Annotated in this window: 21 protein-coding genes; 5 read left to right on the forward strand and 16 right to left on the reverse strand. The window is 41.0% G+C overall.

Annotation, left to right across the window (positions count from 1 at the left end):
* Positions 1–102: 102 nt before the first annotated feature.
* From AC1DQW_RS12900 to AC1DQW_RS12910, 3 genes are all read right to left on the reverse strand, one after another.
* The gene (locus tag AC1DQW_RS12900) at positions 103–2,310 is read right to left on the reverse strand and encodes an alpha-galactosidase (protein ID WP_477454453.1); all 2,208 of its coding nucleotides are present in this window, start codon (positions 2,308–2,310) and stop codon (positions 103–105) included.
* Positions 2,311–2,356: 46 nt separating this feature from the next.
* Positions 2,357–2,638, reverse strand: coding sequence for a hypothetical protein (locus AC1DQW_RS12905; RefSeq protein ID WP_477454454.1), 282 nt, complete (start codon positions 2,636–2,638; stop codon positions 2,357–2,359).
* A gap of 237 nt (positions 2,639–2,875) precedes the next feature.
* The gene (locus AC1DQW_RS12910) at positions 2,876–4,813 is read right to left on the reverse strand and encodes an SGNH/GDSL hydrolase family protein (protein WP_477454455.1); all 1,938 of its coding nucleotides are present in this window, start codon (positions 4,811–4,813) and stop codon (positions 2,876–2,878) included.
* 467 nt (positions 4,814–5,280) lie between these two features.
* On the opposite strand from AC1DQW_RS12910, the gene AC1DQW_RS12915 reads away from it, so the two are divergent.
* Complete coding sequence (locus AC1DQW_RS12915; protein WP_477454456.1) at positions 5,281–6,060, forward strand: hypothetical protein; 780 nt, start codon at positions 5,281–5,283, stop codon at positions 6,058–6,060.
* A gap of 122 nt (positions 6,061–6,182) precedes the next feature.
* Here AC1DQW_RS12915 and AC1DQW_RS12920 read toward each other — a convergent pair whose 3' ends face one another.
* The 5 genes from AC1DQW_RS12920 to AC1DQW_RS12940 form a co-directional block, all read right to left on the reverse strand.
* The gene (locus AC1DQW_RS12920) at positions 6,183–8,072 is read right to left on the reverse strand and encodes a right-handed parallel beta-helix repeat-containing protein (protein WP_477454457.1); all 1,890 of its coding nucleotides are present in this window, start codon (positions 8,070–8,072) and stop codon (positions 6,183–6,185) included.
* Positions 8,053–10,335 (reverse strand): glycoside hydrolase family 95 protein, encoded by a 2,283-nt coding sequence (locus AC1DQW_RS12925; RefSeq protein WP_477454458.1) that lies wholly within the window; start codon positions 10,333–10,335, stop codon positions 8,053–8,055. The genes AC1DQW_RS12920 and AC1DQW_RS12925 overlap by 20 nt, the downstream gene beginning before the upstream one ends.
* A gap of 61 nt (positions 10,336–10,396) precedes the next feature.
* On the reverse strand, positions 10,397–10,609 hold the full coding sequence (locus tag AC1DQW_RS12930; protein ID WP_477454521.1) for a DUF4998 domain-containing protein: 213 nt from the start codon (positions 10,607–10,609) through the stop codon (positions 10,397–10,399).
* Positions 10,610–10,753: 144 nt separating this feature from the next.
* Positions 10,754–11,221 carry an L-rhamnose mutarotase gene (locus AC1DQW_RS12935; protein ID WP_477454459.1) on the reverse strand — a complete coding sequence of 156 codons (468 nt, stop codon included), beginning with the start codon at positions 11,219–11,221 and terminating at the stop codon, positions 10,754–10,756.
* A gap of 256 nt (positions 11,222–11,477) precedes the next feature.
* The gene (locus AC1DQW_RS12940) at positions 11,478–11,624 is read right to left on the reverse strand and encodes a hypothetical protein (RefSeq protein ID WP_477454460.1); all 147 of its coding nucleotides are present in this window, start codon (positions 11,622–11,624) and stop codon (positions 11,478–11,480) included.
* 127 nt (positions 11,625–11,751) lie between these two features.
* On the opposite strand from AC1DQW_RS12940, the gene AC1DQW_RS12945 reads away from it, so the two are divergent.
* The gene (locus AC1DQW_RS12945) at positions 11,752–12,654 is read left to right on the forward strand and encodes an AraC family transcriptional regulator (protein WP_477454461.1); all 903 of its coding nucleotides are present in this window, start codon (positions 11,752–11,754) and stop codon (positions 12,652–12,654) included.
* Between the two features lie 348 nt (positions 12,655–13,002).
* The gene (locus AC1DQW_RS12950) at positions 13,003–15,102 is read left to right on the forward strand and encodes a response regulator (protein ID WP_477454462.1); all 2,100 of its coding nucleotides are present in this window, start codon (positions 13,003–13,005) and stop codon (positions 15,100–15,102) included.
* Positions 15,103–15,163: 61 nt separating this feature from the next.
* On the opposite strand, the gene AC1DQW_RS12955 is transcribed toward AC1DQW_RS12950, so the two are convergent.
* Positions 15,164–15,781 carry an acetyltransferase gene (locus tag AC1DQW_RS12955; protein ID WP_477454463.1) on the reverse strand — a complete coding sequence of 206 codons (618 nt, stop codon included), beginning with the start codon at positions 15,779–15,781 and terminating at the stop codon, positions 15,164–15,166.
* Between the two features lie 452 nt (positions 15,782–16,233).
* On the opposite strand from AC1DQW_RS12955, the gene AC1DQW_RS12960 reads away from it, so the two are divergent.
* Both AC1DQW_RS12960 and AC1DQW_RS12965 read left to right on the forward strand, forming a co-directional pair.
* A complete protein-coding gene (locus tag AC1DQW_RS12960; RefSeq protein WP_477454464.1) occupies positions 16,234–17,100 on the forward strand; it encodes a glycosyltransferase family 2 protein in 867 nt (288 codons plus the stop codon).
* A 119-nt stretch (positions 17,101–17,219) separates the two neighbouring features.
* The gene (locus tag AC1DQW_RS12965; protein WP_477454465.1) at positions 17,220–17,936 is read left to right on the forward strand and encodes a DUF72 domain-containing protein; all 717 of its coding nucleotides are present in this window, start codon (positions 17,220–17,222) and stop codon (positions 17,934–17,936) included.
* 42 nt (positions 17,937–17,978) lie between these two features.
* Here the strand turns inward: AC1DQW_RS12965 and AC1DQW_RS12970 are convergent, their stop codons facing one another.
* The 7 genes from AC1DQW_RS12970 to AC1DQW_RS13000 form a co-directional block, all read right to left on the reverse strand.
* Positions 17,979–18,737, reverse strand: coding sequence for a hypothetical protein (locus tag AC1DQW_RS12970; RefSeq protein ID WP_477454466.1), 759 nt, complete (start codon positions 18,735–18,737; stop codon positions 17,979–17,981).
* A gap of 19 nt (positions 18,738–18,756) precedes the next feature.
* Positions 18,757–21,060 (reverse strand): family 20 glycosylhydrolase, encoded by a 2,304-nt coding sequence (locus tag AC1DQW_RS12975; protein ID WP_477454467.1) that lies wholly within the window; start codon positions 21,058–21,060, stop codon positions 18,757–18,759.
* A 235-nt stretch (positions 21,061–21,295) separates the two neighbouring features.
* Positions 21,296–22,252, reverse strand: coding sequence for a thioredoxin-disulfide reductase (trxB, locus tag AC1DQW_RS12980; protein WP_477454468.1), 957 nt, complete (start codon positions 22,250–22,252; stop codon positions 21,296–21,298).
* A gap of 196 nt (positions 22,253–22,448) precedes the next feature.
* Positions 22,449–23,378 (reverse strand): toxin-antitoxin system YwqK family antitoxin, encoded by a 930-nt coding sequence (locus AC1DQW_RS12985; RefSeq protein WP_477454469.1) that lies wholly within the window; start codon positions 23,376–23,378, stop codon positions 22,449–22,451.
* Positions 23,379–23,506: 128 nt separating this feature from the next.
* On the reverse strand, positions 23,507–24,679 hold the full coding sequence (locus AC1DQW_RS12990; protein WP_477454470.1) for a dipeptidase: 1,173 nt from the start codon (positions 24,677–24,679) through the stop codon (positions 23,507–23,509).
* 66 nt (positions 24,680–24,745) lie between these two features.
* The gene (locus AC1DQW_RS12995) at positions 24,746–25,174 is read right to left on the reverse strand and encodes a DUF3592 domain-containing protein (RefSeq protein ID WP_477454471.1); all 429 of its coding nucleotides are present in this window, start codon (positions 25,172–25,174) and stop codon (positions 24,746–24,748) included.
* 37 nt (positions 25,175–25,211) lie between these two features.
* Positions 25,212–26,114, reverse strand: coding sequence for an energy transducer TonB (locus tag AC1DQW_RS13000; protein ID WP_477454472.1), 903 nt, complete (start codon positions 26,112–26,114; stop codon positions 25,212–25,214).
* Between the last annotated feature and the right edge of the window lie 60 nt (positions 26,115–26,174).

Below are 26,174 nucleotides of genomic sequence, written 5' to 3' on the forward strand. Positions count from 1 at the left end.
CTTAACACTTGTAAACTTGACATTAATTTAACCCGTCTGCTAAAATACAAGGCTGCAACGGTTTATTTTAAACTGTTGCAGCCTTGTTACATAACATCCTTGTTACCTGATCTCGTCCAACTGCAAAACAACGCTTGTTCTGCTGCTGTTAGCATCGGGGTTGATGCCAACGGTCATTAAAAAATTGCCGGTAAAGATAAGATCATCACCTAACGAGGATTTGGAGCCGGGATAAAGATTGATCTCTTTAACCTGGTATTTCTTCTGCGGATCGAGGCCTTTTAAACGGATAGGCACCTTTGTACCTGCATTATAACGATTGTTAACCAGGTAGTTAAACACCACGGCTTTTGATTTGGCATCGTTGACGTACAGGATAGATGCGGCATCATTATCCCATGGGCTTTGCAAGCGATATTGGTCACCATGCCATATGGGTTCTTTAAGGTTATCGTAGTTTTTAAGCGCATCATGAACGTATGAAAGATCGTGCTCACTTAATTTACTTACCACAATATCGAAGCCTAATTTACCCATCATTGCCACATCTGTACGGAATTTGATGGGCTGTTTACCCCAATCCGTAACGTGATTTGAGCTGGTAATAGCCGGATAGAAATACGAGTATTCCCATTGGATGAAAACCCTTTCCAGCGGTTCGGTATTATCGCTTGGCCAAAACTCGGTGAAGTATTTTAGCGCGCCATAATCCACACGTCCGCCACCACCTGAGCATAACATGAGCGGTACCTTTGGATACTTCGCCCTTACCCGTTCAAGCACCTTATATAACCCTCGCACATAGTCAATATACAAATGCGACTGATCTTTCTTTAAATAAGCCGAATAAGCATTATAGATCACCGCATTACAATCCCACTTGATGTAAGCCAAATCGGGATTTTTGGTGAACAGGTCGTCAACTATCCCATAAACAAAATCCTGCACCTTTGGATTGGAAAGATCCAACACCAACTGGTTACGGAAATATTTTTCGGGACGGTTTGGTTGTTTAATTACCCAATCCGGGTGTTTGGTATATAATTCACTTGCCGGGTTAACCATTTCCGGCTCTATCCAGATACCAAACTTTACACTATTGGCCTGTGCTTCCTTAACCAGCGAACTGATGCCATTTGGCAGCTTCTGCTTATTTTCCTGCCAGTCGCCCAATCCAGCAACATCGCCGTTACGCGGAAATTTGTTACCAAACCAGCCATCATCCAGCAAAAACAAATCGACACCTAATTTTTTGGTATCCTTTAATAATTGAGCCAGTTTAGTTTCATTAAAATCAAAATAAGTTGATTCCCAGTTATTAAGCAAGGTAAGTCTGTCGCCTTCGCCATTAACAATTTTATATTTGCGTGCCCAGCGCTGTAATTTACGACTGGCATCACCTTTACCATGGTCTGAATAGGTATAAACAAATGCCGGGGTGGTAAATTCCTCGGCAGGTTTAAGGTGATATTCTGAGGCGGCATTATTCATACCGGCTATCACCCGTAAATTATCAGAAACATCCAGTTCCAGGTCGATCTTAAAATTGCCCGACCATTCCAGCGCACCCAGCATTACTTTCCCTTCATCCTCGGTAGCCGGCTTATCCATAGACACCATGAACATGGATGGCTCGTACAAATTGGCACGGGTGCCCAGTTTACTATCAATAGTTTTAATACCGTGGGTAAGCTTTGCTTCTTCGGGCTGCATTTCAACGGCCCAGTTGCCATGGTATTGTTTCAGCCAAAAGCCGCTACCCTTTAGGTTAAGATTTGCCGACGCGAATTTATTAAGTGTTACAATCCCCTTCTCGCCATGTTTTATAACCGACCATTGTTCGGTAACGTCCTCTTTAAAATAGGTTTTGTAATACAGGGTTACCTCAAAAGGATAAGCGGGGTCTTTCAGGTTTACGGTTAACAAGCTGACATCGTCGGCAATTTTAGTAACCGCATGGCTTACATACACCAGGTTAAGTGATTTATTACCATCGGCATGCGTAACTGTAATGGCAGGCTCGGCCAGGCTTGCCGATCCTGATGGCATATAGGCATCATTGAGGATGCCCGAGTCATCAGCCTGCCTGTACATTTTCAGGATCTGCTCATACTCTTTTGCATTGCTCAGTTTGGCGCCGAAATAAACCATTTTAAGGTTTTTATTTGCATCCGTTTGCAACACTAATGCGTTGTTTTGTGTTTCTACCGGGATGGTTACTGTTTGGGCAAAACTTCCGGCTGTCAGGAACATGGTACTGATAAGCACCCCGCTAAAGGGTACTATTTTGTTTAGGAACTTCTTTCTCAATTTACAGGTTATTTATTAGGTACAAATAAGGTTATTTTTTTCGATTTTACTCCCCGAACTTAAATTTATATAATGCAGCATCGGCGGCATTAAGCTTTGCAGGGATATCTGAATTATTACCCTGCAATATTTCGGTAACCCGGTACTTTTGATCTGGAATACCTAATCTATTTAAATCAAGCGCAAACTCCTTTGACTTATCCGAATAATTAAATACAGCTACATAATAAGCATTACCAATTTTTTGGGTAAATATCTCCGAGGCATTCTCGCCGGTGTTACCTTCAACTGGTTTAAAGGCCTTGCCATTGTTTATCACAGCTAACATTTCGGGGTTTTGATACCATGCTTTGGCCCTGTCGCTCCATGGCCCGTTTTCTAATAAGCTGTTTAAATTTGATTTATTAATGTTCTTATACTTCTAATGAAGCACATATACACGCGTCATTGCGAGGTACGAAGCAATCCCCCACCCTACAGAGTAGCTTTGCAAATCCGATCTGCATAGTAGGGGATTGCTTCGTACCTCGCAATGACGATCTGTTTTTTTATTTTTAAACAGCTTCTAAGGCTTGTTCACAAAAAAGTTAACAATCCTGCAGGCATGACCTTTGCTTACGTTGTTTTTGCTATTGCTTATTTTAATTTTTAAAGTATGGTTGCCATTACCCAGGTTGTCGCCCAACATATAGTAAACCCCAAGGTGAATCCAACTATAATACTGGGTTAACAGATCAAGCTCTTTATATGCTCCATTATCAATTGAGTAGGATATAATACCGGCATCAGGCCCCGCTACTACCGCAATGCCAACGGCTGTGCCTTTAAGGGGCAATGTTAGTTCGCTGCCTGGTTCGGTCGAGATCAGCATCGGCACATCAACAAAACCAGGGCGGGTTGAAAGGCCATCTTTAGGGTTCCATTTGGTGTCGATAACCCATCCTTTATCCAATTTGGCGTTAGTGATATTATAGTAGCTGCCATTTTCATAGCGGGCTTTATCTATCGGCTTGGGCAGTGCAACTTTAACAGGTAATTTGTAGGCCGTATTAATACATTCCTGCAACAGCGCTTTGATGGTTTCAAAGTAGATTTCCTGGCCGTGGTACCAGGGGTGAATATCTTTAAAATCATCGGCCCAGGTAAGTTCATTGTTCCTGATCTTATCATTAACCTCAAGCGCGAGGTTTACATAGGGCAGGTTGTAACGAGTAGCAACCAACTGATGGTTTAACAACTCGGGCGATACCTTGCCTTTGGCGTAATTATCTATTTTTTGAGGGTCGGCAAAGGCCATATAAATGACATCCATCGCGGGATTGGCCAGTTTTGCGTGACGAACGATCCCTTCTAACGAGCGAACCTGCGTGGTGCTATCAGTTCCCCGGTCGTTCACTGCGGCCTCAACAAAAAGCAGATCGGTTTTGCCCGAATCAAGGATATCCCGCTGCAACCTGAAAGCATGCGGCAAGCTACCCAATGACGGAATGCCTGCCGCTATAAAATGAAAATCGGTTTCAGGATAAGTTTCCTCCAAGTACCTGCAAACCTTGTTGCGCCAACCGGGATTAAAGGTGATTGAACCACCGAGGAATGATACCGTAGCTTTTTTCTTAACCGTTACGGCATAGTAAAAATTATTAAGCCCGCCGCCTGTTTTCACATAATTTGTGTAAGGCAGTATTTTTTGTACGGGGTATGAGTTATTATAGATGAAATCAGCATAATACCCCGGGCGATCTACCTTAAAATGGTGCCCCTGCAATTCCATTGGCCCCTGTGTTACCGGGTAAATACTTACAGGCCCACCTAAGGCAATGTATCGTTTTGCCAAAACATCGCTGTTTTCGGCAGGCGGGGCCACCTTATCATCCAAGCCGATGGTATGTAATATAGGTACCCTGAATGATGCCAAACCATCGAGGTTATCAACAGGGTTATCGTTATAAGCAATGGCCTGCTCTTCGGTAAAGTGATAAACCTGTTTTAACTCATTCCAGGAATCCGCATCGCCAACTCCTTTAAGCTTGCCACCCGGCCAGCTTTTAATATCACATACAGGTGTTTCGGCATAAATGCAGCTAACTTTGTCAGGGTTACGTTTGGCCCATGCATATGTGTATAAACCTCCCCGGCTTACGGCTTCAAGAGCTGCTTTTGGAGCAAAAGATTGGTGTTTGGTAAGGTATGTATAAAACACATCATAAAGCTTCATGGCCTCAGGGCTGCCATACTGGTTATCTACATTAATAAAGGCTACATAAAAGCCTTTTGCCAGCAGGATGCTATCCATTTGCGTATGCCAATCTGGAAAAGAGGTACGCCATACCCAGGGATTACCCGGCAGCGAATGAGCAGGCTTTACATAATAGGCTTCATGACCGGCAAGTTCCAGTTGTACTTTTTGAAAACCCTGCCAAAGGTGAGTTTTATCCTGTGCTTTTAAGGTCGAAAAAGCGACAGTTGAAAGTAAAAAGATTATTAGATATTTAAGTTTTAGCATCGTTTTTTCTGCTTTACCGTATTAAATCAAATGTTTACATGTATTAATATAGGTATAAATTAAATAGCGTTTCACTGATCCAAAACACGGCTTTGTTCATAACGTAAAAAATGCGGCATTTAATTAAATCAGTTTTATTGGTTAGGGTAAATGTATTTGCTTATCGCATTTCAAAAAATGGATAAACCTTTTAAAACGATGGATAATACACCGATAGTTCATCGTATAAAACGCATTCTGCATAAATCATCCTGTTTTAACAAATTAATAATCAACACATTAATAAATACACATTGAATTACTTATCAGCAAACCTGGTTTGTATCAATCTTGTTATTTAACCCCGGGGTAAATAATTATTATCCTGGAGTTAAGAGCTCTAATTATTAAGAAAAAAGAAATTTTTTATTGAATAGGTTTAAAAAACACACAAAACACTTATCTTTGCCCGTAACAAAACCCTTATCATGTCATTAAATATCAACTCCAAATTAAAAATCTCATTTGCGCTTTTTGCCCTAACTGCCATTGTTTATACCGCTTGTAAAAAGGTTGACAGCAAACCCGTTACTAAAACAGATAATTCAAAAATAGTTGAACAGATTGCCATTAACGTTTACAACTCCTTATCAGCAAGTAACAGCGGGCYGGGCATTCAATCCAGCACCAGGCTGAGAGTAAATAATACAGCCGGAATATTTTGCGGCTATAAAAAAGACACTGTTTACATTCGTGACGACAACCAGGGAGATACTATTAAATCGCACACTTCAGAAACAGTTAAATATAAGGTAACCTGCGATAACGATATGGCAGGCTATACCTCATATGATAGTCTTGCTAACAACATGACCACCCTCGAGTTCAACTTAACCAGGAGTAACGTTCTGGATTTTGTGGTAAAATCATTAAATGATCAATACACCAAATTTACCATCAACGGTGCAATGAGAATAGTAAGTATCATAAAACCTATAAAAACTACTGGCGCAAATACGCTGAAATATGATATGCTAAAAGGCAGCTATACCTATAAAGATGTTGTTTTTACCTATAAAAAACCAGAAATTGATTTTACCGGCGCTACTGTAACCTTTGAAGGCACACATGTTTACGACGGTGGCGGCGCCTTTTATAATTCTGATAGCTACTCTGGCAGCATCACATTTCTTGCCGGTCATAAAGCAACGCTCATTTACAACGGCACAACCTACACTGTTGACCTGGTAACAGGAAAGGTGATATAACGATTACTAATTTTTCAATAAAAACGGCTCGATGTAAACATTGAGCTGTTTTTGTTTTTGGGTTGCTTCCCCTCAGGGGTCTTCTCAATGCTATTAAGTTAAGCCATTTTTCGCCCGTTAACCTATTGCTTACCTCCTTTCCCATAAAAAATCATATTTAGGGATACCGATGTACCAACGCAATCCTGGAGTTTAACCAGGTCTGTTTCTTCTTTAGGTGTACCCACTAATTTGAATTGGTTGTTTACAATGCTAATGCTCGCTGTACTTTTTGCAGATACCGCGACAGGCGATATTAAAGTAAAGACATTGTGCGTAATCAAAATATTGTTGTGTACTTTTTGTTCAGCACTTTCGGTATTCTCTGGCGCTATCAAAATAACAGGACCGCCGCATAAATTGAATTGGTTATTCCTAATCACCAGGTTGTTTACCACGCCCGATTCATACCAGCTTGACGCATCACCGGCAACCGTTATACCGCTGTTGTGCGTTCTTTGAAAAACATTATTTTCAATTACTACCTTACGGCGCGTGGTAACTAAAATGCCTCTTGTGGGGATACGGGTAATGATATTATGATTGATATAAACCTGTGGCGTCCAGGTGATATTCTCAACAACATCATTTGGTTCTATCTTATCGGTCAAAGGTTCTTTAAGGGTTAACAGCACATCCTTATCATTTATCCTTTCGGCTTTGGATACCACATTGATGCCATACTGCAGCAAGCTTTTGGCATGAACAAGGGCTATACTATCTCCTTTGGTAAAAGCTTCAAAACCATAGGTCTGACTGTGCATAAACCTAACAAGTAGCTGATAGGGCCTGGGCTTATCTATGATGCGCAAATAAGTTCCGTGTACATTAATGGCATCGTCATTAGCGCCGGATAAATAGGAATTAGTGATCACAATTTTTCCCTTACAGCCCGAAAAGTGTAAAATATCCGCCCATGCAGCCGAGGTACGGTCGGAATTTGCAGCGGGTTTAACAAAAACAGAATCAATGGCAATATCCTGGCAAAACTGGCTCACTACACCCATCCCATGCATAAAATTAATATGGATATTTTTTAACCGCAGATTTTTACTTCGCAGCAGAAATATCCCGGTACAATCCCTTAAAATGTCGCGGCTTTGATAAATGAGGCCGGTTTTAAAACCCGGGTTCTTTTTAAAGTATACCCTTAGCAGGTTCGGGCCCGTTTCTGCATACTTCAGCCCATCCATGTTAATATTAACACGTTGCAGGTCGCCGGTTGCAGGATCAAACACTTGCCATAACGAAATAGGATTATGGTGCCAGCCTTCTCCTTCCCAGGTAAGCAGACTATCTTTAATGCTGTATTTTGAGTCGGCGTGAATCTTCAATTCGGCGAAGTTATCCGCCGTTTTAAGCACTTTCAACTCCGATACTGTTGGCCGGTGATAATCATAGGTAGCGCCATGAAGGCTTATATTTTCGCTATGATCTATACAGGTCTCTATCATTTTTCCACGCATCACCATTTCTGCATCCCTCGCCTCAATATCTACATACCTTGAACTGTCGATATATATTGCGATAGCCTTTGGCGTATATGCATCATCGTTAGTATTCGATATAAAAAACTGCTTTTTAAAGCTCGTTTCGGGGTAAAAATTATAGGTTCCTTTTAAAAAGATGAGCTTAACATGCTTTTTACTGCTGCCTCGCGCCACCAGGAATAAGGATTCCCTAAACTCAGCCGGACCAATCACTATTATCCTGTCGTTAGCAGAAAAAATCCTGTTGTTTACCTGTTTAAATGTTTTCCAGGCGTTGTGCCGATCAGTTCCCGGGTTTCTATCACTGCCCTTTTCGGCATCGATATAATAAGCGGTGTTGCCCGGCGATATGATGCGGTCGTTAATACCTGGATATTTTATTGCAGCGCGGGCAGGCAAACCGAAATAAATAGCAGTGACAAGAAAAAAGGGAATTAAAAATCTGCGCCCAGGCTGTATGATATTAGTTACCTTTAAAAACATAAGTTTTGCCTGCAATTGTATCAAATTGGTATTTAAACTCGTTGATTGCCCGTTGACCTGCTATACCTACATTGTTGATCTTTATAGCATTTGGCGATCTGAGCTTACAAACCCCGCCTGCCAGTGACTTGATAGCGAGCTTTGTTATTTTACCATCTTTCCATTCCATATCCGTGATCTCGAAATCGCCGCGTGCCCGAATGCCTTTTACGCTGCCTTTTAACCATGCTTTTGGCAAGGCCGGCAATAGTTGAATCTCATCTGTCTGGCTTTGCAGCAGCATTTCGGTAACACCTGCGGTGTAGCCAAAATTACCGTCTATCTGAAAAGGCGGATGCGCACAGAAAAGGTTGGCATATACTCCCCCACCGTTATTATAATCAACACCCGAACCACCTGCCAGGGTAATAAAATTATTGAGGATCTTGTAAGCATGGTCACCATCCTGCAGGCGTGCCCAAAAGTTCATCTTCCAGGCCATCGACCATCCTGTGGAAACATCGCCACGGGCCAGTAAACTTACTTTAGCAGCCTGTGCCAGCTCAGGCGTTTTGATAGTGCTGATACGCCTGCCGGGATGCAAACCAAAAAGGTTTGACGAATGGCGGTGCGTATCTTTAGGATCATCCTTATCGGTTTCCCACTCCTGTAGCTGTCCCCATTTGCCAATTTCAGGTTTTAGTAAATGCTCCCTCATATCGGCAACATGGTCGCGGTAGGTTTTATCGGCATTTAAAACATCGGCTGCGGCAATATAATTGGTAAACAAATCGTAAACTATTTCCTGGTCGTAAGTTACCCCATCTTCGGTAGGCCCATGCTCTGGCGACCAGCCCAGCGGCGATACCAACGTACCATCGGGGCGGCGTTTTAAATGATCGTCCCAAAATTCAACAATCTCTTTCAGGATAGGATAAGCAAAGCTTTGCAGGTAAGCTTTATCTTTTGTAAAAGCATAGTGCTCCCAAATACCCTGTGCGTACCAGGCACTGCCGGGCGTATTCCATAAAAAACTTCCTCCCCCGTATACCCCGTTCTCGGTTTTCACCGTCCAGCCGCGTACACCTGGATATTCTTTTTGGGTGCTTACCTTTTTTACCTCGCGCATACTATTGATATAATCGAGGTATGGGAAATGGCATTCAGAAAGATTGCTTGGTTCGGCCAGCCAGTAATTCATCTGGATGTTGATGTTGGAGTGGTAATCGCTGCGCCATGGCGGGTTATTGCTTTCGTTCCAAAGCCCTTGCAGATTAGCGGGTAAGCCCCCTTTTCTTGATGAATTGATCAGCAAATAACGGCCATACTGGTAAAGCAGGGCTTCCAGTTGAGGGTCGGCTGCTTTTTTATAATTGATGAGGCGTTTATAGGTTGGTTCGGCTGCTATTGGCGACGGTGTTGTGCCCAGGTTGATAGCAACCCTGCCAAACAAACTTTGGTAATCGGCTATATGATTGCCCGATAACTGAAGATATGTTTTGGCTGATGCAGCATCCAGGTTTTGCTTTACTTTAATACCAGGAGCTTCGCCGCGCCAATGCTGTTCGCGCTTGTTGCTATAATCTGTTGCTGCCGAAAGCAATATGGTAAAACCATTAGCCCGGTTAATATTAAGCTGTGAGCCGCCTTTGCCATCACTTTCAACTGTGGCAGTGCCACCTTCTGTTTTTACTACGATGGATGCCTGGTAAGCCAGGCCATTATCCAGCTTACCTTCAAACTGCAAAGCAGTGCCGTTGCCGGTAACTTTTGTACCATGTGCATCTTTTAAGCTGATGATAGCCGAATAAGCGCCCTTTTTATCGGCACTAAAATGCAGCACCATTACTTTATCGGGAAAACTGCAAAAGTATTCGCGCTTATAAGCTACACCGCCATCGGTATAAGCTACCTGCTGAATGGCTTTACTGAGATCCAACTGCCTGCGGTAGTTTGCAGGTGCGGCCATGCTGGTGTCCTTCCCTTTAAAATCAATAAACAAATCGCCAAAGGCCTGGTATGCGCCGGTTTCGGATTCATCTCCCGTCCACAGGCTAATCTCGTTAAACTGGATATGTTCCCTGGCCACGCCGCCAAAAACCATGCCTCCAAAGCGGCCGTTACCCATGGGGTAAGCTTCGGTCATCCAGGTTTTGGCGGGTTTATCGTCCCATATAGCTAAGTCCTGCGGGCTAATTTTAACCACGTGGCGCTGGGCATTTACTTTACCGGAGTATACGGCTACAAAGGCAATAAAACTGATGCGAATTATTTCTTTTATCATTTTAAGTTTAAATCGGATGGGCTAAATATCAGTATAAAACAGCCGCTACAATACACCAATCTTAGCAAATTATTATGTTATTTAATGAACCATCATTGTTAAGCACGTAAGGTGTGGTGCCATCGTATCCCCGGTTTAATAAAGTGGCTGAATATAGCGGACCGTAAACTTTCGCATTATTCAATTCATAAGGGATCGATTTATTGCCCTTTGCATCGTATGAATAAATGGTAAATGAGTAAGTATACTCCTGCAAATTTTTTATTACCGTAATTGTTTCCTTTTACTATGGATGGAATGTTAACGCTAAAATGCTTCTTAATGCTCATTAAGAATAAATGGACCGTCCTTCAGAGGCACGAAGCAATGACGCGAATATTTGATGTGTGGGTATTTTAAACAACTACTAAGTAACATTTTAATCAGTATGGAGTACTTCCTCCATATTTTGCCATTGATTTTTCTGTGCAACAGCTTCGAGGAGCGGGTTTTGTGTTGGGTCTGTTTCTTTCCACCAGCGTCGGGTAGCGGTATCGGCGGCCATTTTAGCCATGTCTTTTTCTAAATCGACGCCGGAGTACTCAAAATAACTAAACAAAAAGTACTTATTTTCAATTTTTTGAATGTAGATGGAATAGTTGTGAATATTAAATTCGGCAATTTTTTTTAATACCCCCGACCCGGCATCAGCGTGCAGCTTTTTATAATGAGCCATTTTTTCGGGCTTTAAGCCCGTTACCATGCCAAAGCGCTGCACGTTTATAGTGGTCACTTTTGGTATACTGCTGTCATTTTGGGGTTTACTGCGCTGGTTTCGGATATAAAGTCCAAAACCTATCCAGCTTGACATTATTAAAATGACGACAAGTATCTTGAATGAATTCATGCTATAATATATTATCTGAACAGGTAGAAAAGCACAGCCATTATACAAATCAACAAAACTGAAAGTACCTTATAATTGCCCAAACCGCCCCAGGCCGCACCACGTAATGGCTCCCATGGAGATTTCCAATACAATATAGCACTTTTTTTGGTATGTTGAACAGGATAAGGTAATTTGCATAAATAAACAAACCAGGAACAGGTAAAAGGCCATCATCATAAACGGTATTTGCCCAATGACGCTTAAAGGATATAGTTTACCTGTTACAAATACCCAAAACGCCTACTGCCGATCCTATCCATAACATATATTTTGCAGATATAGCCGATGCTTTATCCCAAAATACACCCAATAAAAACACACAGGTTATAGGCGGCGCTATGTGAGCTACAATATCATTCAAGCCGTTAAAGATACTTTGGTAATTATTCAATATGTATTTGCCAATTGTTTTATCTATAATAGCATGCTGTAAACAGATATTAAATTAACGCTAATGTAGTATCCTGCTATAAAACCAATTTATTTAGATGAGTAACAGCTTTAAAAGACGGCAGGGTTTTGAGGGTGAAAAATTTATCAGCATTCCTCAAAAAGTAATGCGCGATGCCAGGGAACGCGATCCAGAACTTTTCCATATCTATATTACACATATAGGCTATTTCCCTAAAGCTGCATTTCATTACCGCGAACGCCGCAAAGGCTGCGAAGACAATATCCTCATTTATTGCCTGCAGGGCAAGGGCCATTATATTGTGGATAACAAGCGCTATGAGGTGCGCAGCAATCAATTCATCCTAATACCCGCAACCGACAAATACATGCGTTACTGGGCCGATAATGATGATCCCTGGACCATTTACTGGGTGCACTTTACCGGCGATAAGATCCATGACTTTAACAGGTCGCTTAATTTAAGCATTACCCGCGGCCCGGTACAGATCCCCTTTAACGAAAATGCCATAAACATATGGCATAACATTTACCAAACCCTGGAGATGGGCTACAGTCTGGAGAACATCAACAGCGCATGCTTTTGCCTGTACCATATTATTGCAACTTTTTTAATGCCCGAGCGGCATATCAATAATGACAAGAACGAGGATGGCGATATCATAACCAAAACCATCCGCAACATGCGCAATAACCTGAGCAAGAAACTGAGTGTGGAAGATATGGCATGTAAGCATAATTTATCGATATCACATTTCTCAAACCTTTTCCGCAAGGCTACCGGGATGCCGCCAATTGATTATTTTAACCATCTTAAAATGCAGAAGGCCTGCCAGCTGTTATATGCCAATGGCGATAAAGTAAAGACCGTAGCTGCCAGCCTGGGTTATGAAGATCCCTACTATTTCTCGCGCATATTTAAAAAATATATCGGCTCCTCGCCCGAGCAATACCGCATTACGGCGAAGAATACGGGTTAATTAAGGGAACATCTCCTTTAATTTTTCATTAAAGCACCATCGGCCCGAAACATTATTTAACAATGGGTTTTAACCTGGATTGTTCGACATAATTTTTTCCCCAACGGGAAGAGTGTGTTGGTATGTGAAGCGGCAGGGAGGGATTTCTGTCAATTTTTCTTCGGGGAGAACAGGCTGAAACCACTTTTTTATCCCAAAAAATAGCGGAAACTTACTCAAGTAAGTTTCGTATAAGTAAATTGAAACAGCAATATTTATTTAGAAGTTAAATAAAATTAATAGATTATGTAGATAATGTTTAGCCATTTTACTCATTTTCATTCTTCATTTTAACCACGCTATAAAGTCATGGCTAATCCTTTCTCAATGATAATTTTATTTTTGAAGAAAAAACTAAGAGATATTACCATATCTAATAAACTCTATTTCACGGTTGGAATAATGACTTTGCTGGTTACTCTCGAGGTATGTACCCTCTGGTTTGCAGTAGGTACACTATCATCCGTKAGGTCTATGGTAAATGGTGAGGGCTTATGGTCAAAAGCGCAGAAAGACGCTGTCTATAGTTTGTTTGTTTATGCACACTCGCACCAGGAAAAGGATTACCAGGCTTTTCGCGAATTTTTAAAGGTTCCGCTTGGTGATAATAAAACCCTTCTGGAACTTAAAAAATCAAATCCCGACCTTCGGATCGCCCATGATGGCTTTATAGAAGGCCGTAATCACGCCGATGATGTTGATGGAATGATTAGCCTGATCACCCGCTTTCATAACATTTCTTACCTTAACAAGGCGATTGTTGCCTGGGGCGAAGCAGAGAAAAAAATGGAGCAATTAATTGCCCTGAGTGATAAGCTGCACGTTATGATAAGGTCGGGGGCGGTTTCGCAGCAACAAATTGATAAGCTAATGACACAGGCCAATGAGCTAAACAGAAAGCTTACCATATCCGAAGATKATTTTTCGTTTACACTTGATGAGGGCGCCCGCTGGCTGGAGCGCATTGTTTTGCGGATATTGCTCACCTTGTCAATTACCATAGGCACAACAAGTATATTGATAACAATTTCGGTGACCCGCGGTATCGAAAAGGGCATTAAAGCAATAGTAGATGGCGCGGCATTGGTTAGTAAGGGTTTATTAGATACCAGGGTAAAAGTTTATTCGGGCGATGAGATTGGAATGCTCGCTACCTCTTTTAACCAGATGACCGATACGCTGGAACATAGCTTACACAATATAAACGAGCTTACAGACAAAAAGGAACAACTTAAAAGGGAAAAAGAAAAAGCCGAAACTTCGGAAAAGACCAAACAGCTTTTTTTGGCCAAAATGAGCCATGAGATCCGCACCCCGATGAACGCCATCCTTGGCTTCGCAAAACTGCTCGAAGAAACTATTAAAGGTAAAGAGGAACAGGAATACATTCGTATAATTATTAAATCGGGCGATAATCTATTGGTCATTTTAAATGACATTCTCGATTTTTCGAGGATGGAGGCGGGTAAAATTGTTTTTGAAAACTCACCGATCCGCATCAGGGATATTGTTCATCTCAACATCAGGATGATGGAGTCGAAGAAAAAAAATCTCGAAATCACCTACAGTATTGACGAGAAAATACCTGAAATAGTATTGGGAGATTCGGTGAGGCTGAATCAGATCTTGTTAAACCTTATCTCGAACGCTATAAAATTCACCGAAAAAGGAGGTGTATTTGTTTCTGTAGTTTGTGGGGAAGGAAATATCGATAACATTTTAGTCGATTTTAGGGTTAAGGATACCGGCATAGGGATCCCTATAGAAAAACAGGCGAAAATTTTCGAGAGTTTTGAGCAGGCTACCAATGATACCGCACGCAAATTTGGCGGAGCCGGACTGGGGCTGAGTATTGTGAAACAATTGGTGGAATTGCAGAAGGGCGAAATTTTTGTTAATAGCGAAGCCGGAATCGGTTCCGATTTTCATTTCAGGTTGCCGTTTTTAAAATTTGAGACCGAAATGGAGACCATTCGCCCTATAAAAACCCAAACAACAACCCCAAATGGAAATGGCATTAAAATTTTAGTGGTAGAAGACAACCCGATAAACCAGATGCTGGTGATAAAAGTGCTCAAAAACCAAGGCTTTGAAACCGAAGTGGCCGAAAACGGATTAATTGCCTTAAGCCTGTACGAGCATAACGATTTTGATATTATCCTGATGGATATACAGATGCCCGAAATGGATGGTTATGAAGCTACACAAAAAATACGCGAGCTAAAAACCTATAAAAAGGATATCCCCATTATTGCCATGACGGCACACACTATTAAAGGTGAATACGAGCATTGTATAGAAATAGGAATGAATGATTTTATTTCGAAACCGTTTGACAAAAATGAATTGTACAAAAAGATTTTTGAACTATTAAAAAGAAATAAAAGTGAGGTCCTCGTATCGCCGTAAAAACGGAAGATTTTTTGCAGCCTCACAAAACATGAGCCTACATTTATTTTTTTAAACAGTGCTAAGATTGAGTAATTAGTCTTGCGGGGTTTCCATAAACTAAGCAGTCACAGGCAATATTTTTAGTTACTACGGCACCGGCTCCTATAGTTACGTTCGATTCAATAATTAGTTTGGGTAAAATAGTCACATTAGAACCAATACTGCAATTGGAACCAATTTTTACATCTCCCAATATCGTGGCGCGAGGAGAAACTTCAGAGAACTCTCCAATGTGAACCCCATGATGAATTTGTGATCCGGTATTAATCAAACAGCCTTTTCCAATAACGGTTCCTGAGCCAATAAAACAATTTTTCATCACATCGTAATGCAAATCATTTGCAAACAAACTAAATATCGACATTGAGGATCGTAAGGGGTAATATTCGCCACCCAATTTTATAAACTTGTTATAAGCGAATCTTCTTTTAGCAGGATCGCCTATACCTAAGATAAATTTAAATTTGCCGGGTAAAATATTTTTGACCTCTCTTTCGGATTTTAGTATCCTGTAATTCCTCAGTCTGATATTTGACGCATTAATATCATCATAAAAAAAGATCTCTTTTTTTACGGAATTTTCTAATAATACATCCAAAACTTCTAATGCGTGTCCGCCGGCTCCGAAAATCACCATAGCTTTTTGGTTTTTTATGGTACTGACTATATCATTAAATAAATGTTAATTTCACAACAATATTAACATTAAATTCTCACACAAAACCACCTTTGTTATGGGCTTTTAAAAAACACCCTTACACTTAACAATACATAACAATCTGATTTTCATTGAATTAAAACCATTAGATAGGTAATATAGGCATATGTTTATGGCCAATATGTAAAGGCATTTTACACTTTATGTGCAATATTTAATGATAGTTTACAATTTCAAACAATTGCTATAAGTTTATGTATTATTGAATACCAGTTAAATAGATTTGTCTTGAAACTTAGAGAAGTACAATATCTGCAGGGGGGCTCAATGGACTTTAAACCTAAATCCAGATAAGGAAGATACATAGAAGCAGGATTCATCCTAATAAGCTTCTTTGCCTGATTATACCCTTTGCATAAAAAACCGAAAAGATGAGTTATGATGAAAAGCAGGATTTAATGGTCAGCATTTGCTGTATCACCTTCAACCAAAAAGAATTTATTTCCCAGGCCCTTGATGGTTTTATGCTGCAGGAAACAAACTTTAATTTTGAAATTGTAATTGGCGACGATTGTTCTACTGATGGCACATCAAATGTGTTGGCATTATTTAAAAAAAAGTACCCCACCAAAGTTAAATTGATTACTAACGAAAAAAACATGGGTTGTTATTATAACCTCATGAATACAATTAAAGCTTGTAAAGGCAAATATGTAGCACTTTGCGAAGGAGATGACTATTGGATAAGGCCTGATAAACTGCAAAAACAGGTTGATTTTTTAGAAAAAAAACCTGGTTACGTAATTTGCTGCCATTACACTCAGGTAATTAACGCTTTAGGCGAAACTCTGTATGTTCATTCAAAACCGGTACCACGCGAATATACCTACCTTGATTTGCTTGTAGGGAAGCAGGAAGAGACCAAAACAGCTACGCTGGTATATCGTAATATCCCCGAGGTATACCAGGTATTTCTGAAGCCCTGGTATCATAGTGTTTTCGCAGCCGATAAACTATTAAAACTTTTTGCCACGTATAATACCGGCCTTAAAATATATGTACTGCCAGAAGTAATGAGCTGCTACCGTAACCACATGGGAGGCATATGGAGCATGATAAAAAACGAATCGCGTATGGAAATGATGATCAGTGATTTTAATCTGATCATTAAGCAATTCGGCTATCCGGAAAGTCAAAAAAAGTTTTTATTGCTGCTGTATATAAAAAGATACTTATTATTTGAATTAAAGCGGTATAAAATGAGGAAAGCGTATGAGACGATAAAATACCTTCTTTAGCTATCCATAGGCCTGTGCAGCCATCTGTTTTTACCACTGTTTACCCCTCACCAAATCTGTTTGTTTAATTCGGCAAACAAAACTTCCAGCCACATTCTTTTATACTAAAACATATTTGCATGGATTGGCATATCGGTTGTTCGGGGTTTCACTACAAGGATTGGAAGGGCAGGTTTTATCCTGAGAACCTGCCGCAGCGCAAGTGGTTTGATTACTATTGCGAACACTTTAAAACATTGGAACTTAATGTTACTTTTTATCGTTTTCCCCAACTTTCCTTTTTGCAGAACTGGTATGGTAAAAGTCCGGCCGATTTTAGGTTTGCCGTGAAAGCGCCCAGGGCTATAACCCACTACAAAAAATTCAATGACTCTGCCGACCTGATCACCAGCTTTTATGATACCATAAATAACGGCCTGCAGGAAAAGCTTGGCCCCGTACTATTCCAGATGCCGCCCAGCTATAATTATACCGAAGAAAGGCTGGAAAAGATCACCGACAGCCTTAATCCAACATTCAAAAATGTGCTGGAACTGCGCCACGTAAGCTGGTGGAATACCAGTGTATATCAAAACCTGGCAGAACATGACATCACCTTCTGCGGCATGAGCCACCCCAGCCTGCCCGATGATGTGATAAAAAATACCCCGGTTGTGTACTATCGCTTTCATGGTGTACCCAATTTATATAGGTCGGCCTATTCTATGGAGTTTCTGCAAAAAGTGGTCGACTCCGTTAAGCACGATGTTGATATTAAAGAAGCCTGGTTTTATTTCAATAATGATTTCGACGCCGTAGGTGTGAAAAATGCAAACGAGATGATTAGCCTGATTTAGGGTGCACAGAATGGCGCACCTGTTAATACTAATCAAACTGAACTAATCCCTATGCCTCCTACGCTTTTTCTTCTTACTTGATTTTGATGAGCTTTTCTTCTCCGATTTGTTAGACTTACTTACCCTGGTGTCCGATTGCTTTGCCGGGGCTATCGCAGTAGCTTTATCCGCCACTTCAACAGAATCTTTGCTCAGTTGCTTTACAGTAAATTCGTTACGGCTCAGGCCGTATTCCAGCTGGCGTTTGGCACCGGTTGGTACCGCATCTTTACCGCTACCCTTATAAATTGAAAACTCGCGGAACAGCTTACCCTCGCGGATATAAAAATTATCCCCGCCCCGGTAGCCTTTGCGTTGTGATGAGTTCAGTTTAGGAAAATCGAGTTTATTTGCCCTGTTATCAGTAAATTCAAAGGCGTACATACTGGTACGGTTTATAGTATCTTTTGATTTTGCTTCTATCAGTATCTCCGGGTTGCCGTCCGCGTCCATATCGGCATTGTAAACATCGATAATATTGCCATCCAAATCGCCGGTTGTGGTAGTATACCTGATGGCCGACGAATCTGAATGCAGGATCATAAACGCTCCTGCCTCCTGCGATCCGCGCCCCCAGCTTAATACATCATAGCTTTGCCCTGGCGATACTTCTATCAGCTTATGAAACCTGAATGGTTGTATCAATCCGGGCTTTTTGGCAGCAAGTGATGCATTTGTACTCTTGTTTTCGCTGTTGCCGCATCCGGCCCCGACAATAACCACGGTTATTAAAAAAGTTATATAATAAAATCTCCTGATCATTATATGTTTATAATCCCTGTTAATTTTTTAGCACATCGGGTGTTAATTCTGCTTTGGTTTTACCGGGTGCCGATATAAATACTTTTAAAGTATTATTACCACCCGCATCCACATATTTTAAAGTGAAACGGTGATATCCTTTCAATAAAGGCGCCGCGCCAAACTGCTCAATTACCGCGTGTTTACCATCATTATCAACAACTACCTGGTCATCAATCAATAAAACAGATCCGTTGGCCGATAGTGTTGAGAAGCCATAATTCCCATCGGCATCAATATAAATAAATCCGCTGTAAATTACACCAAACTTACCTTTACTTTTCCTGAAATCTGTTGTACTAAAGGTTTTTACTGCCCCACTATCGCTTGCGAGGCCAATCAGCTGACTTGTACTGCCAAAGGTTCCGGTAAATAATTGGTAATTTAATCCTGTACTTGTACCCGTATAATTAACGGGGGCTAAAGGCGCTTTATTGTAAACCAAGGTACGGGTAATATTGCTCCTTTTGCCCGATGGGGTAATCACTAAGGTTTGCAGCTCGCGGTATTGATCAAGTGGCACATCATAGGTCATCGGGATATGGTATTCCAGGTCGGTTTCGCGCGGGGTGTAACCATCAATGGTATAATATATCTTAGCGCCATCAACCGGTGATTTTAGGTTGACGCTCACCTGGTTACCTATCATCACGGTGTCTTTTGCTCCAATAGCTACCGGTACATGGTAATCTAAATTATTCTTATCCAGCCAGGCCAGGTGAGATGGCAAACGGGTTTCTGAAAAATCCCGGAAGTTTTTATTTGCCAGGGGCGACCATGCTATTTCTGACAGCGCCATCAATCGCGGCAGCAGCATAAACTCCACTTTGGCATCGGTTGCTACATACTCAGTCCACAGGTTAGCCTGTACGCCCATAATGTATTTCTTTTGCTCTGGGGTTAAAGCTTCGGGAGTTGGATCGTAGCTGTAAATTTTAGATAAGGGTTCATTACCCCCAATGCTCAATGGCTCCTGGCTGGGTTTACCCTGTCCGTGGTCAATATACAAACCGTGGCTGCCTGGCGTCATGATCACATTATGATTTTGTTGCGCAGCCGCTATACCACCTTCTTCGCCACGCCAGCTCATTACAGCAGCATTTGGCGCAAGGCCGCCCTCCAATATCTCGTCCCAGCCAATAATGCTTCGGCCTTTGGAGTTTACAAATTTCTCTACCCGCTGTATAAAATAGCTCTGCAGCTCATTTTCATCCTTAAGTTTCAGTTTTTTTATAAGCTGCTGGCAAAATTTTGAATTTTTCCAGGCCTCTTTAGGGGCCTCATCACCACCTATATGAATGTATTTGCTTGGAAACAGCGCCATCACCTCGGTTAAAACATCCTCTATAAAAGCAAAGGTTTTGTCGGATGGGCAATAGATATCTTTAAATACCCCCCAGGTTTCGGCCGGCTTGTATGTTTTAGCCGGGTCGCAGCTTAGCTCAGGGTAAGCTGCTAAAGCAGCCTGCGAGTGACCGGGCATTTCAATTTCGGGCACTATGTTGATATATCTTTCTGATGCATATTTTACCACATCGCGGATCTGATCCTGGGTGTAAAAACCGCCATAAGGCGTGCCATCAAACTGTTGCGGGGTTTTATCGCGGTAGCCACCAATTAAGGTTTGTGCCCGCATACTGCTAATCTGCGTTAGCTTCGGATATTTTTTAATCTCGATACGCCAGCCCTGGTCTTCGGTTAAATGCCAGTGAAAGTTATTGAGTTTATACGCGGCCAGCAGATCGATATATTTTTTCACCATCTCTACCGAGAAAAAATGGCGACCAACATCGAGCATAGCACCACGGTAACCAAAGCGCGGATAGTCCTCCACCTGTACACATGGTAATTTAGCGGTAGCGGCCCTATCGGCGGGGAATAGTTGGATAAGTGTTTGTATACCATAAAACAGGCCTGCTCCTTTACCGGCAACAGTAATTTGCTGTGGAGTGATTGTTAGGCGGTAACCTTCGGCAGGTAAATTATCTGTCCCGGCAGATGTCAGGGTAATTACATTTGATGCACTACCTCCGCTTTTTAATGTTATGGCTTTATTGTAGGCCTGGTTATTGGCCAGGTAATCCTTAAAAAACAATACAGCTTTGTTTGATGGTGAATCGGCCTGGATGCTGGTTTCCTGGCTCAATACAAAGTTGCCGGCTGCTTTTTTAAGCGATACAGGTGCCGGGATGATTCCTGCATAAGGATCGGTGTCCTGAGCGTTAACAACAATGGTAAATGATGTAAGCAATGCAAACAGCATTAAGGAGGCTTTTTTTAACATAGTTTTAATTGGAGGTTGGTACTACGTTGTGAATATAGAAGTTTTTAAAAAAATATAAGAAGTTTTCTATTGTAACAAAAGCATAGCGCCTTGAATAGTTGACAATTTAAGCCCTCATACTTACATGTAACCCATATATAAACGAATTTAAAACAAAAGGTCATTTGCTGCCAAATGACCTTTTAAAATATTTTCTTAAAGCCCTCTCCTTCAGGAGAGCATTTAGGAGAGGCTGTTAGGCTGTAACTACATGTTCTTTAGCTGCCAGATAACGCTCTGCATCAATGGCGGCCATGCAGCCTGTACCTGCTGCTGTAACAGCCTGGCGGTATATATGATCCTGGGCATCGCCGCAGCAAAATACACCTTCTACATTGGTTTGTGTTGAACCCGGATGGGTGATGATATAACCGGTTTCGTCCATATTTAACCAGCCTTTAAAAATGTCGGTATTCGGGTGATGACCTATCGCCACAAAAAAGCCGCTAACATCCAGGTCAGTTTCGGTATTGGTTGCATTGTTGATTACCTTAACACCGGTAACACTCTGCCCGTCGCCAAGAATCTCTTTGGTTTCTGTATTGTACAGTATCTCGATGTTTGGTGTGTTCAAAACGCGATGAACCATTGCTTTTGAAGCGCGAAACTCATCACGGCGAACGATCATATAAACCTTGCGGCATAGTTTAGCCAGGTAGGTAGCTTCTTCGGCAGCGGTATCGCCGGCACCTACTATGGCTACATCCTGCCCTTTAAAAAAGAAGCCATCGCATACAGCACAGGCCGAAACGCCAAAGCCACTATATTTTTGCTCGGATGGTAAACCCAGCCATTTTGCTGATGCACCTGTTGAAATGATAACGGTATCGGCCAATATGGTTTTCACTTCATCAACCACCACTTTATGCGGCAGGCTGGTAAAATCAACCGAACTTACATAACCAAAACGGATCTCGGTACCCAGGCGCTCGGCCTGTTTACGAAAATCTTCCATCATTTCGGGACCCATAATACCTTCAGGATAACCCGGAAAGTTCTCCACATCGGTAGTTTGGGTAAGTTGTCCGCCGGCTAATAAACCAGTGTACATTACGGGCTTCAAATCGGCCCTTGAGGCATATATTGCGGCAGTATATCCCGCCGGGCCCGATCCTATGATCAGGCATTTTACGTGTTCTAATTCTTGCGTCATTCCTTATAAAAATGTATGCGAATTTAAGGTTAATCTGTTTATTAGACAAATGGAATATGGTCAGTTCTGTGCCATCATTTACCGGCGCTTATTATTAAAATTCAATTGTCTTTCCTTTCAAAATCCAATCAGGATCGCTTAAACTTAAAACTTTCTGAATCTTTAAAGCGTAAGTAAATCTAAACATTATCAACTCCTAATCGTATTTAAACAGTTGGGTATTCGCGTAAGATATGTTAATCTTGCCACGATGGTCAACATCAATGTCAAATACCAATGGAATAGTTACCGCTTTAAAATGATCATTTCCTGCCTCAACGTTGGTTGGATACATTAATAAAAATATTTTTGCCGCATCGTTAACAATAGTTGGTTCCCAGTTTGGCGCCGCCGTTAGTTCTTTGATAACCGCATCGTCGATCTCGGCTGCAGATTTTCCAATAATGTGCGGGCCAACAAATTTATTATCGGCGTCTAAACACAGTGCGTATTCCACATGAAACTGACCATGAGTTTTAAACCTGGCATTTTGCAGCTTATCGTTTAAATAAGCCACCAGGTTATACTTTTTCCCCAGCCCTTTTGAATTAAATCTGAATTTTTCATCATTAAGATAAGATACTGTTTTAATGATTTCACCATCCTTATAAAGCTCAGTTTTTATAATATCGCCATTATAAGCCAGGGTGTTCCAATCCCCCTGCCTCACATTATTTATAATGTTACCCTCAACTACTACATGGCCGCTGTCAAAACCAAAACTCTGGTACAGCCCATTTAATACGTCATCCTCGTAAGTTTCTGCAGATGCCAGTTTTCCATGATTATAAATTTTCCACACACCGTTTTTTTTGCCGTTAAGGTAAACGCCGCTCTCTGCAACATAATTGTGAGCGAAGGCTTCTATCCTATTATACATCTTATTATTTTTAAAAAGCACTCCCAGGTATTTAGTGGAGTCAACCAGGTATTTATAATACGTAAACTTTCCATGCGGAATACGTAGCAATTTATCCTTAAAAGTACCCTGCGCCATGATAGTATCGTGTATATCATACCGCGACATAGCCCAGGCAGAATCTCCGTCTAATTTTTGATAGATAATGTAAGACTCAGCCTTCTTCAAATTATCGGTAGGTTGATTGCCCGAAGTATAATATGTTTTATAAACTTGTGCCTTTGAAGGTAAAAAAGCACTAATTAACAGCAGAAAACAAAGGTAGCGCATAGTAAGTTTAAAAATTCAATATATAATTATTTCCCCGTATTAGCCTTCAAAACCCGTATCACATTTCCGCCTAAAATTTTATCGATATCGACCTCACTATACTTAAGTTTTAGCAACTCTTCGGTAATTTTCGGGTAATCGCTTACACTATCCAAACCTAAGGGATACGATTCGGCTCCATCAAAGTCGGATCCGATACCAACGTAATCAACCCCTATCAGCTTTACGATGTAATCTATATGATGGATAAGCAAGCTCAAAGGCGGGCGGATCTTGTCCGATTCGGTTTTGTAAATCGCATTCAGCCGGATATTGGCAAGGTCGCCGTCATGGTAGATCTTTACCAGCGAATCCAGTTCTGCTTTATGCTGATGGAGAAAAGCGGTTACTTTGGGTGTATAAGTGCTATCAACAAAACCGCTGTAAAAATTAAGGCAAACCACTCCCCCATTTTTGGCTAATGCTTTTAACTGATCGTCCTTTAAATTACGCCTGCTTGGGTCTATGCTCCAGGCGCAACTATGCGATGCAATTACAGGCTTTGTGGTAGTAGCCAGCACATCATAAAAAGTACGTTCGCCTACGTGCGATACATCAACCATTACTCCCAACTCATTCAAATGATGAACGATTTGCTTACCATAATCTGTTAAACCCAAATGTTTCAGGCTATCTTTTTTGGTGACCTCATCCCTTGCCGAAGTAGCCCAGGAGGTGCTGTTATTCCAGGTAAGGGTTAAATAGTTCATACCGCGTTTGGCCAGGCTGTCAATGTAATCCATCCTGTCTTCAATCATATGCCCGCCTTCAACACCAATAAGGGCTGCCAGTTTATGCTTTTTTACTGCCTTTTTCAGTTCGGCGCTGTTATGCACCAGGGTTATTTTATCGGGATTACGGTTGATGAGGGCATATAATGAATCTATCTCGCGGTTAGCAAAAGCGAAGGCTGTTCCCTTACCATAATTTTCGCCGCACCAAATGGAAAAGATCTGCGCATCCAAACCACCTTCTTTGGCACGCACCAAATCAAAATCACCTTCTGTTTGCCGTTTCGCCAGGTCGAATTTAGTGATCAGCTGGTTGGATAATACATCGTTATGCGTATCTACCAGGATTGCCTTTTGATGAATTTTAGAAGCATCCTGTGCCGAAAGTTTTAACGAAAACAATAATAAAGGGAGCAGCAGTTTTTTCATGTTTCAAGATAAGGTTTTGACCGTTGATTTTTTTGATTTCGCTGATTTCGTTGAATGATGATCTATTTAGCCCGGTTGATATTGATTTAAAATGTAATAGACGCCCACACCAAGCATCAGCAGAATCCCGATAATGATGCATACAGGACCGAGCAATTTAGTGGTTATATTATCAATGATATAGTGCTCAATGTCGGCTTTATCATAGATCACTATAACACGATCTCCTTCGTTATAAGCAGATGAGTTAGTGCCGATATCATATCGTTTAGTTACCCATTCTTTTTCCAGGGTCACATACCTTATTACCGGAAAATAGTCATAAGTATAATAGCCTTTACCGCTTCCCCTAACCTTTTCCAAACTAAAAACCACGCCCTCTACCTTAGCACCTGTTTTGAGCAGTTTCCGACGTTCATTTAACTTACCAATGCCTAATACCACTAAAAAGGTTCCTCCGGCAAGCAACAGGAGTTCATCGATGGTGGTGTTCATTGTTATTAGTTTACTATTTATAAAAAAATTGATAAGATCATTTGCTTTTGTATTCAAAAACTAAAGTTTGTTCTTCGGCAATGGTTTTCTTTTTTTGGTAGGCGGGCTCCCATTTAGGGCTATTACTTATTGCATCTATCAATGCTTTATCAAATTCGGCATTTACACCGGTTAACAGTTTGGGTTTAATAATATTGCCATTTTCATCAATGGTAAACGAAATAACAGCTCCCCCCATTACGGTTGGGATTCTTTTATTTTTTAAATATTTTGAAAGGTGATATTTAAAATTATACCTTGGATAGGCCGCATATTTTAAGCCTTCATTACCATATTCTTTAGTATCTATTAATCTATCATACTTATAAACTTTACGGGTATGTATAGTACTATCAGCATTATAAAAATACCAATCGCCTTCTTTTACCTGATCTAAATAATTGCCTCTGGAGTAAATAATGCCGTGATCGTCAAACGACTCATATAATCCATTACGATAATTATTTTCATAATTTGCGGAAGACTCTTTAACACCGTTTGCATAATAAGTAGTCCAGATGCCCTCTTTTATACCATTATCATAGAACCCTGTTATTTTAACTTTCATTACTGTATCTATAGAAACAGCGTGCTCACCAATACTTTTTTGCTCAATTACCGTTTGATAATATACAACCTTTCCATGCAAAATTGTCAATTCTTCATCCAGATAAAATCCTTTGAAAAGTAGGTTATGATATTTATCATATCGCACAGCCGACCAAACAACAGTGGAATCCTGTTCAAATTTCTCATATAATACATAACCATATGATTTAGTGGAATCTTTGTCTTTTATAAACTTATAATTTCCATCTATATAGCGTTTATGAACCTGCGCATTTACCTGTATGATACAAATAAACAAGAAACTTAAAAACAGAAAGAGGGGTTTACACATAGTGATAATCAATTCAGGGTTTATTTTTGGCGATGCAATAATCGATTATCACCAAAAACG

It is taken from the genome of Mucilaginibacter sp. P5_A4 (genome assembly GCF_056400605.1).

Excerpts from the sequence above, each read along its gene's own strand:
- AC1DQW_RS12990 (WP_477454470.1), bottom strand. The coding sequence starts at position 24,679 with ATGAAAAAACTGCTGCTCCCTTTATTATTGTTTTCGTTAAAACTTTCG.
- AC1DQW_RS12965 (WP_477454465.1), top strand. The coding sequence starts at position 17,220 with ATGGATTGGCATATCGGTTGTTCGGGGTTTCACTACAAGGATTGGAAG.
- AC1DQW_RS13000 (WP_477454472.1), bottom strand. The coding sequence starts at position 26,114 with ATGTGTAAACCCCTCTTTCTGTTTTTAAGTTTCTTGTTTATTTGTATC.
- AC1DQW_RS12910 (WP_477454455.1), bottom strand. The coding sequence starts at position 4,813 with ATGCTAAAACTTAAATATCTAATAATCTTTTTACTTTCAACTGTCGCT.
- AC1DQW_RS12920 (WP_477454457.1), bottom strand. The coding sequence starts at position 8,072 with ATGTTTTTAAAGGTAACTAATATCATACAGCCTGGGCGCAGATTTTTA.
- AC1DQW_RS12925 (WP_477454458.1), bottom strand. The coding sequence starts at position 10,335 with ATGATAAAAGAAATAATTCGCATCAGTTTTATTGCCTTTGTAGCCGTA.
- AC1DQW_RS12995 (WP_477454471.1), bottom strand. The coding sequence starts at position 25,174 with ATGAACACCACCATCGATGAACTCCTGTTGCTTGCCGGAGGAACCTTT.
- AC1DQW_RS12970 (WP_477454466.1), bottom strand. The coding sequence starts at position 18,737 with ATGATCAGGAGATTTTATTATATAACTTTTTTAATAACCGTGGTTATT.
- trxB (WP_477454468.1), bottom strand. The coding sequence starts at position 22,252 with ATGACGCAAGAATTAGAACACGTAAAATGCCTGATCATAGGATCGGGC.
- AC1DQW_RS12955 (WP_477454463.1), bottom strand. The coding sequence starts at position 15,781 with ATGGTGATTTTCGGAGCCGGCGGACACGCATTAGAAGTTTTGGATGTA.
- AC1DQW_RS12975 (WP_477454467.1), bottom strand. The coding sequence starts at position 21,060 with ATGTTAAAAAAAGCCTCCTTAATGCTGTTTGCATTGCTTACATCATTT.
- AC1DQW_RS12935 (WP_477454459.1), bottom strand. The coding sequence starts at position 11,221 with ATGAATTCATTCAAGATACTTGTCGTCATTTTAATAATGTCAAGCTGG.
- AC1DQW_RS12945 (WP_477454461.1), top strand. The coding sequence starts at position 11,752 with ATGAGTAACAGCTTTAAAAGACGGCAGGGTTTTGAGGGTGAAAAATTT.
- AC1DQW_RS12960 (WP_477454464.1), top strand. The coding sequence starts at position 16,234 with ATGAGTTATGATGAAAAGCAGGATTTAATGGTCAGCATTTGCTGTATC.
- AC1DQW_RS12905 (WP_477454454.1), bottom strand. The coding sequence starts at position 2,638 with ATGTTAGCTGTGATAAACAATGGCAAGGCCTTTAAACCAGTTGAAGGT.